This window comes from Phyllobacterium sp. 1468 (assembly GCF_031455525.1).
Classification (GTDB): domain Bacteria; phylum Pseudomonadota; class Alphaproteobacteria; order Rhizobiales; family Rhizobiaceae; genus Phyllobacterium.
Genome location: NZ_JAVDSX010000003.1, coordinates 330,129 through 347,757 on the forward strand (window position 1 = coordinate 330,129; position 17,629 = coordinate 347,757).

Consider the following 17,629-nt stretch of genomic DNA (forward strand, 5'->3'; position numbering starts at 1 on the left):
AGTGCACCGGATGGGCTCGGAGGGCTTTATTCCGGGAAGCCGCCAAGATCACGAAACTTATGGATCCGATGGTTTGCCAAAGGTTATTTCCACCAGATTCTAGTACTTGAGAAGCTAAATCCGGTCCATCAGCGCGTACCAGCTCAGTGCAAGGAACAGGAGCGGCGCCCGGAAGGTGCGCCCGCCCGGGAAGGCCGGGACCTTCAGTTCCTCCAGCAGCTTAAGCCGGTCGCGGTTGCCGGCGATGGTCTCGGCATAAAGCTTGCCGACGAAATTCGATAGCAGCACACCATGCCCTGAGTAACCGCCGGCCGAGATCACATTCGGCATGACCTCGCGCACAAAAGGCTGGCGCGGCAGGGTGATACCCACTGAGCCGCCCCAGGCCTGGGTGATTTCGACATCCGCCAGCGCCGGGTAGATTTCGGCGATCTGCCTGCGGATATGCGTGCTGATGTCGAGTGGATTATCTGCCGTATAGGCTTCGCGCCCGCCAAACAGCAACCGGCCATCCCTGGAGCGGCGGAAATAGCGCACGACGAAGCGGGAATCGTCAACGCTCTCGCCGCCAGGCAGCACCGGACTGTCAGGCCCGAGCGGCACCGTCGCACCGATAAACGAGCGGATGGGCATCACATGCGAGGCGCTGATCGGTTCGAGATTTCCGCCATAGGCATTGACCGCGATCAAGCACTTCGCCGCGATCACATTGCCGAAAGGCGTCGTGACAGTCACGCGTCCGTTTTCGGATTTGATCCCAGTGACCTTGCTGTTCTCGTAGAGATGCGCGCCGGCGCGCGCGGCCGCTCTGGCCGTGCCGACAAGCAGCTTCATCGGCTGGATATGCCCGGTGCCCTTGTCATATACGCCGCCGAGATAGCGGGTCGAACCGAGGCGTTCCGCGGTTTCCGCGGCGTCCATATAATGAATATGCGGATAGCCGAAACGCTCTGCCATCAGTTCCGCGTGCAGCCGATAGTCCTTCAGATAGCGCTTCTTGTGCACGACGGACATTTGTCCCGGCACATATTCGATGTCGATCTTATGGGTTGCGGCAAATTGCAAGAGATGGCTTTTCGCCTCTTCGGCAAGATCGAAGAGCGCCTTTGCGCGGGTGAAACCATATTGCGTCTCGAGTTCTTCCGCCCAGGCGCGCTGACCGGTGCCGAGCTGGCCGCCATTACGCCCCGATGCGCCGTCACCGAAGCGCCAAGCCTCGAGCAAGACCACGTCGACACCTGCCGACGCCAGATGCACGGCAGCGGAGAGGCCGGTAAAGCCGCCGCCGATAATGACGACATCGGCGTTGCGCGATCCATCCAGCGCCGGATATTCGATACGGTCGGTCGTGGTTTCATACCAGGAGATGCCGGGAGAAATGGGGGACTGGTAGAGCATGTATTATCGATTCCATTATCTGCTGCGCAACCGCTGTGCGTGGTTCGACAAGCTCACCATGAGGGACGCCGAGTATTGCCGAGATGCCAGTTTTGCGACGCGGGTGATTACTGCAAACAGCCTGCATCCCTCATGGTGAGCTTGTCGAACCACGCACAGCGGTTGCGCAGCCGAACTAGCGTTGTATGGCGGCACTTTTCACACGTTCAGCAGCAAAAACTCGCGTTCCCACGGGCTGATAACCTCCATGAAGGTCTCGAACTCGGCGCGTTTGATTGCGGCGTAGGTGATTGCGAAGGATTCGCCGAGCATGGCCACCAATTCCCTGTCCTGCTCGAACAGGATTGTCGCCTCGATCAACCCGCGTGGCAATTCGATCAGATTGTCGTTAACGGTCGTGGAGGCAGGTTCGTCCGGCTCGATCCTGTTGTTCATGCCGATCAAGCCGCAGGCGAGCGATGCCGCCAGTGCCAGATACGGGTTGGCATCGGAGGAGGGAATACGGTTTTCCACACGCCGTGCCGCTGGGTCCGAGCGCGGTACGCGAAATGCCGTTGTGCGATTGTCATAGCCCCATTTGACATTGACGGGCGCAGAGGCCGCTGGTGTCAGCCGCCGGTATGAGTTCACATAGGGCGCAAACATTACCAGCGAGGCCGGGACATGCTTCTGCATGCCGCCAATAAAATGCCGGAACGCCGGGCTTTCCGTGCCATCCGGGTTGGAGAAAACATTGCGCCCGGTTTTCTTGTCGACGATCGATTGATGGATATGCATCGCGGAACCCGGCTGGCCCTGTATAGGCTTCGCCATGAACGTCGCATACATATCGTGCTTCAACGCGGCTTCACGGATGGTGCGTTTGAACAGGAACACCTGATCGGCAAGCTCGATCGGATCGCCGTGCCGCAAATTGATTTCCAGCTGCGCCGCGCCTTCCTCATGGATCAGCGTGTCGATCTCGAGGCCCTGACTTTCCGAGAAATGATAGATGTCGTCGATGAGTTCGTCGAACTCGTTGACGCCGGCAATGGAATAGCCTTGGCCGCCGCCAATCGCCCGGCCAGAGCGTCCGACAGGCGGGGTCAGCGGATAGTCCGGATCGGGATTTTTCTTGACGAGATAGAATTCGATTTCCGGCGCGACGACCGCCTTCAGGCCCTTCCTGGCATACGCGGCCATGACACGCTTCAAGACGTTGCGCGGGGTAAATTCCACGGCTTCCCCGTCCTTGTTGACGAGATCGCAAATGACCTGCGCTGTCGGATCGCTTTCCCACGGTACTTCCGAGAGCGTGGAAAGATCCGGCATCAGTTTCAGATCGCCATCATCCTCAGGATAGGAGAAGCCATGGCCGTCTTCCGGATAGGAACCCGAGATCGTCGCCATGAAGACGGCCGAAGGCAGCGCCAGCGAGGTATTGGACGTAAATTTCTTCGACGGCATCATTTTGCCGCGCGCCACACCGGCTTGGTCCGGGGTGATGCATTCGATGTCCTCGATATCCCGCCAGGCCAGCCACTCGGAAGCTTCGCGCCAGTTCTTCACGCCGCGTGTGGCTTTGACATAGGCCGGAGTGCGCCGCCGCGTTGTCGTCCGTGCGGGTCTTTTCTCGGGAGTTTCGGAGGGCATCAATCACCAGAATGAGTTGCAGTGACAAGATGATAAAGCAAATCCAGGAAAAGTGTGAAGCGGTTTTCCGTCCGCAATTGCGCAAAAGCAAAATTAGCGTTAGCGGGATGGAGGCGGGAAAATTGTCGCTCCATCAGGTTCTATGGGTTATCGGGCGAGACTGATCCCGAGAAGCCGCTTGTATTCGGTCTCGGCGACCCCGTAGAAACCATTTGCCTCGGCCATGAGTCCGGTGCGATCAACGATGGTTATCTGTCCTCGCTTTGCCCGGATCAACCGTTTGTCTTCCAGTATATGCAAGACTTCCGTCACCCAAGGCCGCCGCACGCCAAGCATGACCGACAGGAATTCGTGCGTCAGCGCAATATCGGGACCGTGCGTGCGGTCATGAACCATCAGAAGCCAGCGAGCCATTCTGGATGAGACATCCGCCTGACTGTTCGCCAATGCGGTCGAGGCTGTTTGGATGACCATGGTTTGCACATAGAGGAGCAGATAGCTGCGCAGCGTGTTGCTTGTTTCCATAGCACGCTGCAGACGGACGGTAGCGATACTGTGACCGACACCAGCCACTTGCATGTAGCTGTCGTGCGGCGATTGCGTCGCTCCCAGAACGACTGAGGAGCCCGTCATGCCCTCATTGCCAGACACGCCCACTTCGACGTCCCGGCCATTGGGCATTTTTGCGACAATCGAGGCAATGCCCGTTTCAAGAAAGTAAACGTCGGTGACGGGAGTTTGCGATTCCTCGATCACGTACCTCAGCGGCAAGTTCTTTGCTTCAAGATGGGGAACCAGCAATTCAAAATCGTTCGCGCGCATATGCCTGAGAAGCCTGTTCTCAAACGCAAATTGTGAAGCCGGCATCCTCGTCCCTTCTCGCGGGAACAGAGAATCCTGCGTGATGAAATGTTATAAATATCGAAATAAAAAAATGACACAATGCATTGTCCGCCAATGGACAATCCTGGGATCGCCCAACATTATTTGGCAGGCCCACCGGTTATATTTTCTCTGAACTGTATTATGGCACAGAAAACAAAATATATAAAGGATTGCTTTACATGAGACGACGCTAATCAATGCTCTGATTCATTTCCGCGGGGAATTGAGCGACAGTTATGGCGCATAATTTCTGAAACGAAAACTGAAGGGATCACGTGACCGTTTTCACACGCCCTGCTGCCATCCGCGGCACCCGAAAGTGAAAAAACATGCGGCAGCGGCGAAGCTTGATCGTTATCGCGTTTATGCCTGCATCGAGCAAATGACCAGATTAAAATTGACGCGCACAATGTTTTACAGCCGGAACTTACCCCGTCGGTAAAGTTTTATTTCAAAAAGATTTGTCCATTGACAGACAAAATTTGAAATGTATACTCCCGCCATCCCAAATAAATTTTATATTGTGAAATTTTTTTAATTCTTTCTGAAGAGGAAGACTTGAAAGAATAATGTCTGTTATTTTGCGGGCGCCAACATTCTGTCTTTTGCCAAACGCGATATGTCAAGTAATCGTAGTTCATGGCATATGGAGGAGAATATGCGTATCCAGAGACCGATGCGTCCGACCGACTATCCCAGCCGGAGCTATGATTGTCAGCTGGCCCTCGAAGCGGAGTTCCGGCGTGCCGTCGACACGCTTGCGAGCGAGGCAGGAGAAGCAGGGTGGTCGGTGAATGAAACCACTCGAGCCATAGTAGGCCTTGCTCTTGCCTATGCGGCGGACCAGCATATGGATCGAACGCGCGCGTCGACCAAGAATATAAGGCGTCTCTTCTTGAACTGAACAGGTGATTGGGCAGTTTGAACGAATTTTCCTTCATTCGTTGCGGGGTCAGACAGATCCAGTCATCGGTGCGTGGTTCGACGACGATCGAACCACGCACTTTTACTGCCAAAAACCGCCCGCAATTGCTTGCGAGCGGTTCTGCGCGCCGTGCTGGCCCAGACCGAACCAGAGAAGGCCACGGGCGAAATTACTGCCGGGTCACGACAACCGGGATAAGCAGGTCGCCCCAGTTGCCGTCGCCGCCATGGTGACGGGCGGAACGTACCAGTTCCACGGACACACCGGCATCAACCGCCTTCATGACGGATTGGTTGAGGCGATGCAGGTCATTGGCGACCATGCGAATGACAGCCTGCTGGTCTGTATTCATGGCCGATGATTGCTCCTCGGCCCGTTCCTTGACGCGTGTCTGCGGTGCCATGATTTTCTCCTTGGCGTTTTGTTGTTTTACTCTGCGGCCGGGCGGAACTGAGCCGTCTCGGTGGATTCCTTCATTGCCGTCGTCGATGACTTGCCGCCGGTAATTGCTAGCGAAACCGCATCGAAATACCCGGTGCCGACTTCGCGCTGATGCTTGGTCGCTGTGTAACCGTTGACCTCGGCAGCGAATTCCGCCTCCTGCAACTCCGAATAGGCCGACATCTGGCGGTCCTTGTAGCCGCGGGCGAGTTCGAACATGCCGAAGTTGAGCTGATGGAAGCCGGCCAGCGTGATGAACTGGAACTTGTAGCCCATCGCCCCGAGCTCGCGCTGGAACTTGGCAATCGTCGCCTCGTCCAGATGCTTCTTCCAATTGAATGAAGGCGAGCAATTATAGGCGAGCAGTTTGTTCGGATGTTCCTTGCGCACCCCTTCGGCAAAGCGTCTGGCCTGCTCAAGGTCCGGCTTCGAAGTCTCGCACCAGATCATGTCGCAGTGTGGCGCATAGGCAATGGCCCGGGCGATGCAAGGCTCCAGTCCGTTCCTCACCTGATAGAAGCCTTCGGTCGTCCGTCCGGCATCGTAATCGACAAAAGGCTGATCGCGTTCATCGATGTCCGAGGTCAGAAGCTTGGCAGCCTCCGCATCCGTACGCGCAATGACGAGTGTCGGCGTTCCCATGACGTCAGCGGCAAGCCGCGCCGCGTTCAGGTTGCGTATATGCGCGGCCGTCGGGATCAGGACCTTGCCGCCAAGATGGCCGCACTTTTTTTCCGAAGCGAGCTGGTCTTCGTAATGGACACCGGCAGCGCCTGCCTCAATGAAGGCCTTCATGATCTCGAAGGCATTGAGTGGGCCGCCAAAGCCTGCTTCCGCGTCGGCGACGATCGGCGCGAACCAGGTCTCGACCGAAAGGCCCTTGCCCTCCGCAGTCTCGATCTGGTCGGCACGCTGCAATGTCTTGTTTATGCGCTTGGCCAGTTCCGGCGCCGCATTTGCCGGGTAGAGCGACTGGTCAGGATACATGGCTGAAGCTGTGTTTGCGTCTGCAGCCACCTGCCATCCGGAAAGATAGATTGCCTTGAGACCTGCGCGAACCATCTGCATAGCCTGGTTGCCCGAGAGAGCGCCCAGCGCATTGACGAAACCCTCTTCGTGGATGAGCTTCCAGAGCCGGTTGGCACCGTTTTCAGCGAGAGTATGCTTGATCTGAACCGAGCCTCTGAGGCGCTGGACATCGTCAGGTGTATAGGGGCGTTCGATACCGTCATAGCGGCCCTCCGGTGCATTTGGTACAAGGTTGTAAAAATCAGTCATTATTATCTCCACAAAGAGTTTTATCCCGTCGCAGCCTGTCTGATAGGGAGTCTGGCGACGGCTTTGATATGACTAGATTTACATTGCATCGCGATATGATCCAGAAATATCGAGTATTGTTACGGTTTTATCGAGTTAGGGTGTTGTCCATTTGACAAAGCGGGTTTGTAAATTTGTAAATTTTGTAATAGTCTGTTTTGAGCGTTGAAAATGTAAATATTGTCATAACTGGCCTGTGATACTGCTGTAGGGGATTCGACAAGCTCACCATGAGGAATGTGGATTGATGGCAACACCAATTGGGAACGTCGCAGAATATGGCTCCCTGCACTTAACCCAGGTCGCTGATGGTCAGTTCGCCATACCCCGTGCAGCAGTAATGCAGGCAATGGTGAGGCCCCATGGCTGAAGGCAAGATATTCGCCGGACCGCGCATCAGGCGCATTCGCAACGAGCGTGGACTGACGCAGACTTCCATGGCCGAGGCGCTGGGCATTTCGCCGTCCTATCTCAATCTCATCGAGCGCAACCAGCGGCCGCTCACGGTCCAGCTGCTGCTCAAGCTCTCCTCGACCTACAAGATCGAGCTCGACACGCTGCAGATGGAGACCGGCTCCTCCATGGCCGTGCTCAAGGAAGTTTTTTCAGATCCGCTGCTCAATGGCGAACTACCGGGCGATCAGGAGCTGATCGAAATCAGCGATGCGGCGCCCAATGCCGCCACGGGCGTCATCAAGCTTTATCGCGCGTACCGGGAATCGCTTGAGCGCCTTTCCGATTTGTCGCTACTTCTGGCGAAGGAGGGCCGCGCGCCCTCGCTGGTCGCCACACGCATGCCGCTGAACGAGGTACGCGAAGCGCTGGAACGCCGCGCCAATTTTTTCCCCCGCATTGAGGGGGAGGTCGATAGCTTTACCGGCCTGCTCAAGCCCGGCGATGATCTCCTTGGTGCCCTGAAGGTCTGGCTTAAGGCAGAACACGGCATTACGGTGCGCATCTTGCCCGTGGCAACCATGCCGAACTGGCGCCGCCGTTATGATCGGCATTCGCAGCGCCTGTTCATCTCCGAGCGGCTGTCGCCCTTCGATCAGTTGCGCGAGGTGGCGATGGAAGCGGCTCTCATGCGCATGCAGGTGGTCATCGCCGCCGAAATACAGGACCTGAAGCTCTCCTCCGACGAGGCGCGGCGCATTGCCCGTTTCGAGTTCGGGCGCTACGCGGCGCATGCGCTGATGATGCCGTATCAGACTTTCCAGAGCGCCGCTGTCCGCGCCCGCTATGACATTGACGTCCTCCGTTCGCGTTTCCACGTCTCCTTCGAGCAGGCCGCCAACCGCCTGACGACCCTTACCGGCAGACAAGACATTCCGTTCTTCATGCTGGAGGTCGACCATGCCGGAAACCGCTTCCGCCGGGCAGGGGCGCAAGGGTTTCCACAGTCCCGTTTCGGTGGCGAGTGCCCGAAGCTGCCGGTCTATGCCGCTTTTGCCCAGCCCGGCCAGATCCTCGTAGAGGCGGTGGAGATGCCGGACGGCGCCGAGTTCATGACCATCGCGCGCACATTGGACGGGCCTCAAAGTGCCTTCAACGAACGCCCGCGCCGTACTGCCATCCTGCTTGGCTGCGATATCGAATTTGCCGACCAGACGGTCTATGGCGGCGCCATAGGCAACCACAGCATCAGCGCCCCGCCACTCGGAAAATTTGTCGGCTCGACGCCCGTCGGCCCGGCGTGCCGTCTGTGCGAACGCGCTGCCTGCCTCGCGCGAGCCGAACCACCCGTGACGCGGCCAGTGGGACTGGACGAGATGGTAACGGGGCTTAGCGCCTTCGACTTTCAATAAGCGAGTTTCGCCATCCGGAAAACAAAACCGGCTCTGATTAAGTTGCTTAGCGTGTGTGGTGATTCGGGTCAGGACGCGGCGAAAATGGCGGTTTCGAGTACCTGAGCGCAGCGCACTTTAGCGCAGCGCACTCTAAGGTGCGCGCAGAAAGGCGCCATTTGCAGGCCGTCATGGCGCGGATATCAAGATACCCTAGCCTGGAGGGCCGGTATAACCGACGGCATTGGGCCCGCCGTTCATCTCTCGAAGCTTGACGATGTAATGCTGCGGGCGCAGCAGGTGTCCGGGCGCTTTATACCCCATGGACCGTGCGATCTCGCCCACGAAGGCATTGCAATTGAACGTCGTTGCTTGCCAGAAGCGCGATCTCGCTTGCAGTTTGCGTATGTAAGCAACGACTTTATTGTACTCGGCCTCGTTCAAGGTGACGCGCCAGCTTGCCGACCTGTACCTGTCGTCCGTATCACCGTCGCTCTCACCGGTCTCGGCTGGAACGGGTATGTAATGGCCAAGAATATAGGGAACCACGCTGTTCGTAGCCGGGTGGAGGCCGGCCACTTCGCGATCAACTATCCTGCCCGCCTTGTCCAGACGTCCGAACATCACATAGGTATGGCCGTAAGTAAGGGCATAGCGCGAGCGAAACTCAATATAATAGCGCCCGTTCTTTTGCTCGGGCTGTGCTGCTGTCGCCGAGGTCACCCGAACGGCCGCAGCGTTGTCGCCGGCGCTGGACACGGAAGCCGATTTGCTCTCATCGCTCGTTTGGCATCCCGCCACTGCGAGCCCAAGCACGAGCACAGATAACAGACGAACACTCATGAGCGTCATCCCATCCCAGAATTCATCAAACGCAATCCCAAGCCCGGCCATACCCGCTATAAATCACCGGGAGGGCCGCACAGCCGCCTGTTAAGCCGGCATTTTGCGAATCACATGATGCTGGAAGGGTCGGGTGACCCTTCCATTTTTTTGATGAAACTTCTTATTTATAAACTGGTGCTGCTGCGGGCTCTTCAGCGACCGGCGGCGGGGCTTTCCCCTTACCCATCGTCCCACACGCGCTTAGGCTGGCAACGGTTAAAGTGCAAACTACAGCGAATAGAATCCTGCTCATCAGATTTCCTTTCCCTCAAAGGCGAGTAGGTTACCGACGGTAGAGTACTACCAATGGTAGAGTAGCACAAATAGGAGTGATGACTAGAGCATGGTAAGGTAAACGCACAACAAGTGTGTCCGGTTTGCAACAGGGCGGCCAGGCCAAATTATTCAGATGATCAACACCGGCGTTCCCAAGGGCGTGTTGTCATAAAGATGAAGGATGTCTTCGTTCGTCAGGCGAATGCACCCGTTCGACACGGCTTGTCCGATCAACCAGGGTTCATTTGTACCGTGCAGACGGAAATAGGTGTCGCGTCCGCCCCGGTAGAGATAAAGCGCCCGCGCACCGAGCGGGTTGTTAGGTCCGCCCGGAACCCCACCGGCATATTGCGCCAGACGGGGCTTGCGCTTGATCATGCTTGCAGTGGGCATCCATGAAGGCCATTCCTCTTTGCGCTCGATCGTCGCTCTGCCCTTAAGAGTCAGTCCCTCCTCACCCACGGCGATCCCATAGCGCGTGGCCGATCCGCCATCCTGCACTGCATAGAGGAAACGTTCATAGGTGTTGACAACGAGCGTCCCGGGCGCCTCGCTCCCTTGATATGCCACCTCCTGCCGTCTCAGACGGGGATCCATGCCTTGTGGTACGGCAAAGGCGGATGAAATCGGCGACAACGCCTCTCGCACTCCGGAACCGCACCCGGAGGTCATCATTGCCAGACCGCCAAGCATCAGCCCCCGGCGCGTAACTTTTCCATTGATCATTTGTTGCCCCAACCAGTCGACACATTCACGACCACCCTAACATCGCAGCAGTTGATGGCCAAGTCTTGCGTCGCAGTGATCGACTATGAACAACAAACCGGAATATCCGCGGCCCTAGCGCCATGGAAAAAAGCGGAAGCTGAGAGGGCGCTATTGGAGGTGAACACTTGTGGCGGTGCCGTTAAACCGACAATCAACAGTCGTTTTTCAGACTTAACCTTTGCCACAAGCTTGGCATTGTCGCGTGCATGAGTATCTCCGCCGTACCCCTGCCACCCGTCGCGGGGCCTGACCCTGTCAAAACCTCCTCCGAGGCTGCGGTCGGCTGCCTGCTGGTGGCGGGAGCGGCGATCGCGTGGAGTACGGGCGGCGCGCTCACGCGCTTCGTCGAAGCCAATGACAACTGGACGATCGTCTTCTGGCGCTCCGTCTTCGCCGCGCTGTTTCTCCTGTGTTTCATGCTGGTGCGCGACGGGCCGCGCGGCACCTGGCGGCTGTTTCAGAATATGGGGCTGGCCGGCCTCGGCGTCGCCATCTGCTTCGCCATCGCCTCATCCTGCTTCATTATCGCGTTGTCCTTTACGACGGTCGCCAATGTTCTCCTGCTGCAGGCGGGCGTGCCGTTGTTCGCGGCTTTGATCTCGTGGATATTGTTCCGCGAGCGCATCAGTTCGGCCACATGGATCGCCATTGCCGTGGTCATCGCCGGCGTTGCCATCATGGTCTCGGATTCGCTCGACGGGGAGGTTTCGCCCATCGGCGATATGCTGGCGCTGTTGATCGCCATCTCGTTCGCCATCGCCACGGTCATCACGCGCCGCAAGGCGCATCTGCGCATGACGCCGGCGGTTTTTCTCGGCATGGTCATTGCCGCCTGCGTGGCCTCGGCGATGGCCGGCGCTTTCAGCGCGAGCGTGCGGGATTTCAGCCTGCTCTTTGCACTCGGCGCCGTCAATCTCGGCCTCGGCCTGGCGTTCTTCGTCAGCGGCGCCCGGCTCATTCCCTCGGCGCTGGCCGCGCTGATCAGCACGCTCGAACCTGTGCTGGGCCCGGTCTGGGTCTGGCTCCTGCACAACGAGGTTCCGGCCCCGCGCACGATCATCGGCGGCGCCATCATCCTGTGCGCACTGCTTATGCATCTCGGCTGGGAATATCGGCGTCAAAAGCGCGTGGCGGCGCTCGTCCGCTAGCCGCAATTCTCCACACGACAACCGCGCTGCATCATTGAAAATTTCGCACTTGCGCAATTTTCAATGAAAGTGTTGCCTGAAGCCAGTTGACGAACCCTTCGCAATCTAAAAAGGTAGGGCCAATCACGGGAACCCCGGCACAATTCAAAGTGTTAGTGCCAGCATCATGGAGAACTAAATGGGTATCAAAACCGCTCTGTTGACGGCCACTCTCGCGCTCGGAATTTCCAGTTCCGCTTGGGCGGCAGACCGCGTCGTCAATATCTACAATTGGTCTGACTACATCGATCCGACGATCCTTGAAGAATTCACCAAGGAGACCGGTATCAAGGTCGTCTACGATACCTTCGACTCCAATGAGATTCTTGAAACCAAGCTTCTCGCCGGCGGTACCGGCTACGATGTTGTGGTGCCAACCGCCTCATTCCTGCAGCGCCAGATTGCAGCGGGCGTGTTCCAGAAACTCGACAAATCCAAACTTCCGAACCTTTCCAATACATGGGACGTGATCAACCAGCGAATTGCGACGTACGATCCGGGCAACGAGTATTCCGTCGACTACATGTGGGGAACGACTGGTCTCGGTTATAACGTCGACAAGATGAAGGAAATCACCGGCTCGGATGAAAAGCCGTCCTGGGACGTGCTGTTCAAGCCGGAAATGGCGGCAAAGTTCAAGGATTGCGGCATCCATATCCTCGATTCCGCGTCCGACGTCATGCCCTCCGCGCTCGCCTATCTGGGTCTCAACCCCGATAGCAAGGACCCGGATGAACTGGCCAAAGCCGGTGCGCTGCTGGAATCAATCCGCCCTTACGTCCGCAAGTTCCACTCGTCCGAATATATCAACGCGTTGGCCAATGGCGATATCTGTCTGGCGCTTGGCTATTCTGGCGATATTCTGCAGGCCAAAACGCGTGCTGAAGAGGCGAAGGCCGGCGTAAATCTCGACTACGCCATCCCTGCGCAAGGTGCCCAGATGTGGTTCGACGTCATGGCGATCCCGGCCGACGCGCCCCACGTCGCGGAAGCCCATGAGTTCATCAACTACATGCTCAAGCCGGAAGTTGCCGCCAAAGCCACGGATTTCGTGTCCTATGCCAATGGCAACAAGGCTTCTCAGGCTATGATTGACAAGTCGGTCCTCGAAAATCCGGCGGTCTATCCAACGCCCGAGGTGCTGGCAAAGCTCTTCACGGTCACACCCTATGACACCAAGACGCAACGCGTCGTGACGCGCTTGTGGACGAAAGTGGTCACGGGCCAGTAATTCACAAAAACCCCGGCAGCCGATGCCGGGGTTTTTGATAATTTGAGAACAGAAAAGTCCGGGGCACATCATGAAATCACTGGGAAGTTTCCGCCGCACATTCGCACCGTGGAACGACGCGCAGGCGAAGCCCTTTATCGCGATCGAAAATGTCACCAAGAAGTTCGGTGATTTTGCGGCGGTCAATGATTTGTCCCTCAACATCTACAATCGCGAATTCTTTGCGCTCCTGGGCGCTTCCGGCTGCGGCAAGTCGACCCTCCTGCGCATGCTTGCCGGCTTCGAAGAGCCGACCGCCGGCCGAATTCTCATCGATGGTCAGGATATGCGTGGCATTCCGCCCTATAAGCGCCCCGTCAATATGATGTTCCAGTCCTATGCCCTTTTTCCGCACATGACGGTCGTAGACAACATTGCTTTTGGCCTGAAGCAGGAGGGCATGGCCAAGGGCGATATCGAGGCGCGGGTCGGAGAAATGCTCAAGCTTGTGAAGCTCGAGCAGTTCGCCAAGCGCAAGCCGCACCAGCTCTCCGGTGGTCAGCGCCAGCGCGTGGCGCTTGCGCGTTGCGTCGCGAAGCGCCCGAAGGTTTTGCTGCTCGACGAGCCGCTGGGGGCGCTCGACAAGAAACTGCGCGAGGAAACCCAGTTTGAGCTCATGGACCTGCAGATGAAGCTCGGCCTGACATTCGTGGTCGTCACCCACGACCAGGAAGAGGCGATGACCATGGCCGATCGCATCGCCGTCATGGACAAGGGCAAGGTGATGCAGGTAGCAACGCCGGCGGAAGTCTATGAAGCCCCAAACTCGAAGTTCGTCGCCGATTTCATCGGCAATGTGAACATGTTCGAAGGTACCGCCGCCGCAGTCGCCAACGGTAAGATCGACATTGCTGTCGCCCCGGAAAATCTGACGATCCGCACCGATGCCGCTGCGAGAAGCTGCACTGTCGGCCAGCCGGTTGGCTTTGCCATCAGGCCGGAGAAAATCCGGGTCAGCCGCAAGCAGCCCGCCGACCCGTCAATCAACTCTGCGCATGGAGAGCTTTACGACATCGCTTACTTCGGTGACATGACAGTCTTCCATGTGAGGCTTGAAAGCGGCCGCATCATCAAGGCCGCGAGCCTCAACGCTGTGCGCACGGTCGAAGACCCGCTCGGCTATGACGACACGGTGTGGGTCAATTTCGATACCGACGCCGGTATCTTGCTGACCGCGTGAGGGGATGATGTCATGCAGAACTTGATATCGTCCATTGCAAGCCGGCTGGTGATCGCCGTTCCCTACCTGTGGCTGCTGATCTTCTTCCTTATTCCCTTTGTCATCGTTTTCAAGATATCGCTGTCGGAAGTCGCGATGGCCATCCCGCCCTATACGCCGGTGTTCGACCTCTCGGCCGGCTGGCAAGCCTTTGCGGATAATTTCTCCCAGTTTTCCTGGGACAACTACATTTGGCTCCTGGAAGACCCGCTCTATTACAAAGCCTATATCTCCAGCGTGATCATCGCGGGAGTCTCGACAATACTGACCCTGATCGTCGGCTATCCCATCGCCTATGGCATGGCGCGTGCACCTGCCACGGTCCGGCCGACACTGTTGATGCTGGTCATCCTTCCGTTCTGGACCAGCTTCCTGATCCGGGTCTATGCCTGGATAGGCATTTTGAAGCCTGAAGGTCTGCTCAACCAGTTCCTGATGTGGGCGCATGTGATCGGCACGCCACTCAATATCCTCAACACCAATACAGCTGTCTTTATTGGTATCGTCTATTCCTATCTGCCATTTCTGATTCTGCCGATCTATTCGGCGCTGGAAAAGATGGACTATTCGCTGGTTGAAGCAGCTGAAGATCTCGGCTGTCCGCCCATACTCGCTTTCTGGAAAATCACCTTTCGCCTGTCGATGCCGGGTGTCATAGCGGGGTGTTTCCTGGTTTTCATTCCTGCGGTTGGTGAATTCGTCATTCCCGACCTGCTCGGCGGATCGCAGACCCTGATGATTGGCAAGACGCTGTGGAACGAGTTCTTCTCCAACCGCGATTGGCCGGTTTCCTCCGCCGTCGCCGTTATCCTTCTGCTGTTGCTGGTCGTGCCGATCGTTCTGTTCCAGCGTGCGGAAGCGCGGGCGCAGGAAAGCGAGAAATGATATGAATACCACTTGGTCTCGCTTTAACATCGCTTCGCTCGTCCTGGGGTTCGCCTTCCTTTATTTGCCGATCGTCCTTCTGGTTGTCTTTTCGTTCAACGAATCGCGGCTCGTCACCGTGTGGGCCGGGTTTTCGACAAAATGGTACGTCTCTCTGTTCCACAATCAGAGCTTTATCGATGCGGCTTGGGTAACCATCCGCGTCGGGCTGGTCTCGGCCACGGTTGCGACAATTCTCGGAACACTCGGTGCCTTGGCTATGACCCGCTATACGCGCTTTCGCGGGCGCTTGCTGTTTTCAGCAATGATTTACGCGCCGCTGGTCATGCCGGAAGTCATCACTGGATTGTCGATGCTTCTGCTCTTCGTTGCTATCGGCTTCGACCGCGGCCTGTGGACCATGATCCTCGCACATATCACCTTCTCCATGTGCTTTGTCGCCGTCGTCGTGCAGTCGCGATTGGTGACATTCGACCGTTCGCTGGAAGAAGCGGCAATGGACCTTGGGGCAACGCCGGTCACGACGTTCTTCAAGGTGACGCTGCCGGTGATCCTGCCGGCGGTGGTCTCTGGCTGGATGCTGGCCTTCACCCTTTCGCTGGATGACCTGGTCATTTCCAGTTTCACCTCCGGGCCGGGCGCGACCACGCTGCCAATGCGTATTTACTCGCAGGTCCGGCTTGGCGTAACGCCAGAAATCAACGCCGCCTGTACCATCCTGATTGCTATCGTCGCCGTCGGAGTGATCATTGCTTCCATCGCCAACAAACGCCGCGAGGTTCAGAAGGCACGCGACGAACAGGCCGCTGCACGGAACTGACAACTTAAGCGCCTGATATCTACTGGGAAATGATTGGCGAGATGAACGGATTGTCCCAGGAACCGCCTATGAAAAAGCGCGTGTGATTAACCGTCGGCTCCGGCTTGGGGGCGTCCGGTGCAGCGCCCGCCGCCGGTGCAGGAGCGGAAACCGGGGCGGCGAAATCACCTGTGAGCGCAAGGCTCTTGCCGATCAGCGTCACGATCCCGGCAAAACTCAGCGTGCCCGACTTGGTCTGGATTTGCGCCGTCTCCAATGCCGCCACCCCATCCATGATATTCGCCTTGGCCTCGAATTTGTCGAAGGCGAGCCAGGCATCTGTCTTTTCGTTGAGGCTGAAGAAACGGTCCGTCTTGGCCTTGCCCAGGAGGCCGTTGAAATCCAGGCTGCGGATTTGCCCGCTGCCGAAGCGCATGGAAAGTGTTCCCCTGGCATTGCCGAGTGCTGTCGACCAACGCGATATCGGACCCTTCAAGACAAGGGACATCGTCCCTCTGCCCAATTGGAAGCGGTCGCCAAATCCGAGCAGGGAGGCAATCGAAGCACTGTTCACGTCGGTGCCGTTGAGGCGCAATTCACCGGTCGTTGCGCCATCCCCCTCATCTGCAAGCTGGAAACTGGCGGCAACCGAACCATCGAACGCCGAGGCCTCGCCGATATCGAATATGGCTCGCCCATTGCGGATTTGTGCCGTTGCCGCGACCTTCGAGAGATCGATCGCTCCGATGGTCGCTCTCTGCGTGGAGACGCGCAGATCGAGATTGAGCAGCTTCAGGAAACCACTGTCGATAACCGCATCAGCGTTCGTGGAACCATCCGGCAGGGGCATGAAACCCGAGAACACCGAATGAATGTCGAGCGTTTCGAAGGCAAGCGTACCGGTAACGCTGGGTGTTCCCTGATTAAGCACGACTTCGATGACACCCTTGGCGGGATTGTCGTTCAGTGTTGCCGTCAGCCCGTCCAGTTTCATGCGGGTAGCGGAACCCGAGACGGATGCATCCAGTGCGAAGCTGCCGATGGGCGCACCGGGAATTGTCGCCATTCTTGACCATTCAAGCGTGCGTCGCAGGGATGGTGAGGTCAGTGAAAGCGTGCCTTCGAAAAACTGGTCCTTGGAGACGTTCGCCGATCCGTTGAATGACAGGGTCAGGGGTGTGGAGCTGAGATTGATTTGTACAGGACTGGTGCCGCCAGCCAGAAGCAACAACGCCCGCGTCGCAGAACTGTCGATCTCCGTTTCTTCGCCGTGCCAGATGGCCTTGCCCTGGAAACTGGCAACACCCGAAGTCTGCGGCCAGTCGAAAACGCCGGTGATACTTGAGATCTGTTCTTCGGCGCCGTTGATCGGCCGCTTGAAGGTGACTGCCGCATCTTCGAGCCGCACACGTCCGAACGGTTGTGAGGATACGGTGCTCATATCCGGCTTGGCGGGATTGGCTTCAACCGCAACGCGCGCTTCCCGGACGACATCGCCGATCCGGCCGTCACTCCTGGCGAGGGCTTCACCGATCTCCGACAGACTTTTGATCGGTTCGTCGATAACAAACCTTGGCCGGACAATTTTCGTTTCGGTAAATTCGATATTGCCCATCAGCGCAGAAAGTAACGACAGATCGACTTCGATGCGTTCCGCCTGCATGAATGGTGCGCCTTCGCCCTGCCAGGGATTGCGGATGGTCACATCACCCAGCGAGGCGGCGAATACGGGGAAAAACGATATCTGCGGCGATTGGCGCGACTCGACGCTATAGCCGGTCCAGTTGCTGATTTCCTGAATGAGCCTCGCCCGGATAAGATCCGTGCTGACGAGGTAGGGCAAGGCAGCCAGAACTCCCACGGCGACGAGAGCCAACATCACGATCGTGGCGAGAAGGTTCCTTGGCCTGTACCAGGACATGAGCGTTTCCGATTTCGGTCCTTCCAGTTGCCTGGTG

Annotated in this window: 15 protein-coding genes; 7 read left to right on the top strand and 8 right to left on the bottom strand. The window is 57.4% G+C overall.

Going from position 1 to position 17,629, the window contains the following annotated elements; all coding sequences use genetic code 11:
* Positions 1–114: 114 nt before the first annotated feature.
* The 3 genes from J2X72_RS10765 to J2X72_RS10775 form a co-directional block, all read right to left on the bottom strand.
* Positions 115–1,398 (bottom strand): FAD-binding oxidoreductase, encoded by a 1,284-nt coding sequence (locus tag J2X72_RS10765; RefSeq protein ID WP_310071711.1) that lies wholly within the window; start codon positions 1,396–1,398, stop codon positions 115–117.
* 198 nt (positions 1,399–1,596) lie between these two features.
* Positions 1,597–3,030, bottom strand: a complete 1,434-nt coding sequence (locus J2X72_RS10770) for a glutamine synthetase family protein (protein ID WP_209997930.1) — start codon at positions 3,028–3,030, stop codon at positions 1,597–1,599.
* 147 nt (positions 3,031–3,177) lie between these two features.
* Positions 3,178–3,897 (bottom strand): Crp/Fnr family transcriptional regulator, encoded by a 720-nt coding sequence (locus J2X72_RS10775; RefSeq protein ID WP_310071713.1) that lies wholly within the window; start codon positions 3,895–3,897, stop codon positions 3,178–3,180.
* Positions 3,898–4,573: 676 nt separating this feature from the next.
* Here J2X72_RS10775 and J2X72_RS10780 point away from each other — a divergent pair.
* Positions 4,574–4,819, top strand: coding sequence for a hypothetical protein (locus J2X72_RS10780; protein ID WP_310071714.1), 246 nt, complete (start codon positions 4,574–4,576; stop codon positions 4,817–4,819).
* Between the two features lie 190 nt (positions 4,820–5,009).
* Here J2X72_RS10780 and J2X72_RS10785 read toward each other — a convergent pair whose 3' ends face one another.
* Complete coding sequence (locus tag J2X72_RS10785; RefSeq protein ID WP_100000043.1) at positions 5,010–5,243, bottom strand: hypothetical protein; 234 nt, start codon at positions 5,241–5,243, stop codon at positions 5,010–5,012.
* A gap of 26 nt (positions 5,244–5,269) precedes the next feature.
* Entirely contained in the window at positions 5,270–6,559 is a 1,290-nt protein-coding gene (gene aceA / locus J2X72_RS10790) for an isocitrate lyase (RefSeq protein ID WP_310071718.1), read from the bottom strand.
* A gap of 401 nt (positions 6,560–6,960) precedes the next feature.
* Between aceA and J2X72_RS10795 the strand changes: the two genes are divergently transcribed.
* Positions 6,961–8,403, top strand: coding sequence for a short-chain fatty acyl-CoA regulator family protein (locus tag J2X72_RS10795; RefSeq protein WP_209997923.1), 1,443 nt, complete (start codon positions 6,961–6,963; stop codon positions 8,401–8,403).
* Positions 8,404–8,595: 192 nt separating this feature from the next.
* Here J2X72_RS10795 and J2X72_RS10800 read toward each other — a convergent pair whose 3' ends face one another.
* Both J2X72_RS10800 and J2X72_RS10810 read right to left on the bottom strand, forming a co-directional pair.
* Positions 8,596–9,234, bottom strand: coding sequence for a hypothetical protein (locus J2X72_RS10800; protein WP_310071722.1), 639 nt, complete (start codon positions 9,232–9,234; stop codon positions 8,596–8,598).
* A 438-nt stretch (positions 9,235–9,672) separates the two neighbouring features.
* Positions 9,673–10,269 (bottom strand): L,D-transpeptidase, encoded by a 597-nt coding sequence (locus J2X72_RS10810; RefSeq protein ID WP_209997922.1) that lies wholly within the window; start codon positions 10,267–10,269, stop codon positions 9,673–9,675.
* 248 nt (positions 10,270–10,517) lie between these two features.
* Between J2X72_RS10810 and J2X72_RS10815 the strand changes: the two genes are divergently transcribed.
* The 5 genes from J2X72_RS10815 to J2X72_RS10835 all read left to right on the top strand — a co-directional run bounded on the left by J2X72_RS10815 (position 10,518) and on the right by J2X72_RS10835 (position 15,692).
* Positions 10,518–11,459, top strand: a complete 942-nt coding sequence (locus J2X72_RS10815; protein WP_310071726.1) for a DMT family transporter — start codon at positions 10,518–10,520, stop codon at positions 11,457–11,459.
* A 178-nt stretch (positions 11,460–11,637) separates the two neighbouring features.
* Positions 11,638–12,729 (top strand): polyamine ABC transporter substrate-binding protein, encoded by a 1,092-nt coding sequence (locus tag J2X72_RS10820; RefSeq protein WP_209997920.1) that lies wholly within the window; start codon positions 11,638–11,640, stop codon positions 12,727–12,729.
* A 70-nt stretch (positions 12,730–12,799) separates the two neighbouring features.
* The gene (locus tag J2X72_RS10825; RefSeq protein ID WP_310071729.1) at positions 12,800–13,948 is read left to right on the top strand and encodes an ABC transporter ATP-binding protein; all 1,149 of its coding nucleotides are present in this window, start codon (positions 12,800–12,802) and stop codon (positions 13,946–13,948) included.
* A 12-nt stretch (positions 13,949–13,960) separates the two neighbouring features.
* Positions 13,961–14,872, top strand: coding sequence for an ABC transporter permease subunit (locus J2X72_RS10830; protein ID WP_209997918.1), 912 nt, complete (start codon positions 13,961–13,963; stop codon positions 14,870–14,872).
* Between the two features lies 1 nt (position 14,873).
* The gene (locus J2X72_RS10835; RefSeq protein ID WP_310071734.1) at positions 14,874–15,692 is read left to right on the top strand and encodes an ABC transporter permease subunit; all 819 of its coding nucleotides are present in this window, start codon (positions 14,874–14,876) and stop codon (positions 15,690–15,692) included.
* Between the two features lie 19 nt (positions 15,693–15,711).
* On the opposite strand, the gene J2X72_RS10840 is transcribed toward J2X72_RS10835, so the two are convergent.
* Positions 15,712–17,592, bottom strand: coding sequence for an AsmA-like C-terminal region-containing protein (locus tag J2X72_RS10840; protein ID WP_310071736.1), 1,881 nt, complete (start codon positions 17,590–17,592; stop codon positions 15,712–15,714).
* Between the last annotated feature and the right edge of the window lie 37 nt (positions 17,593–17,629).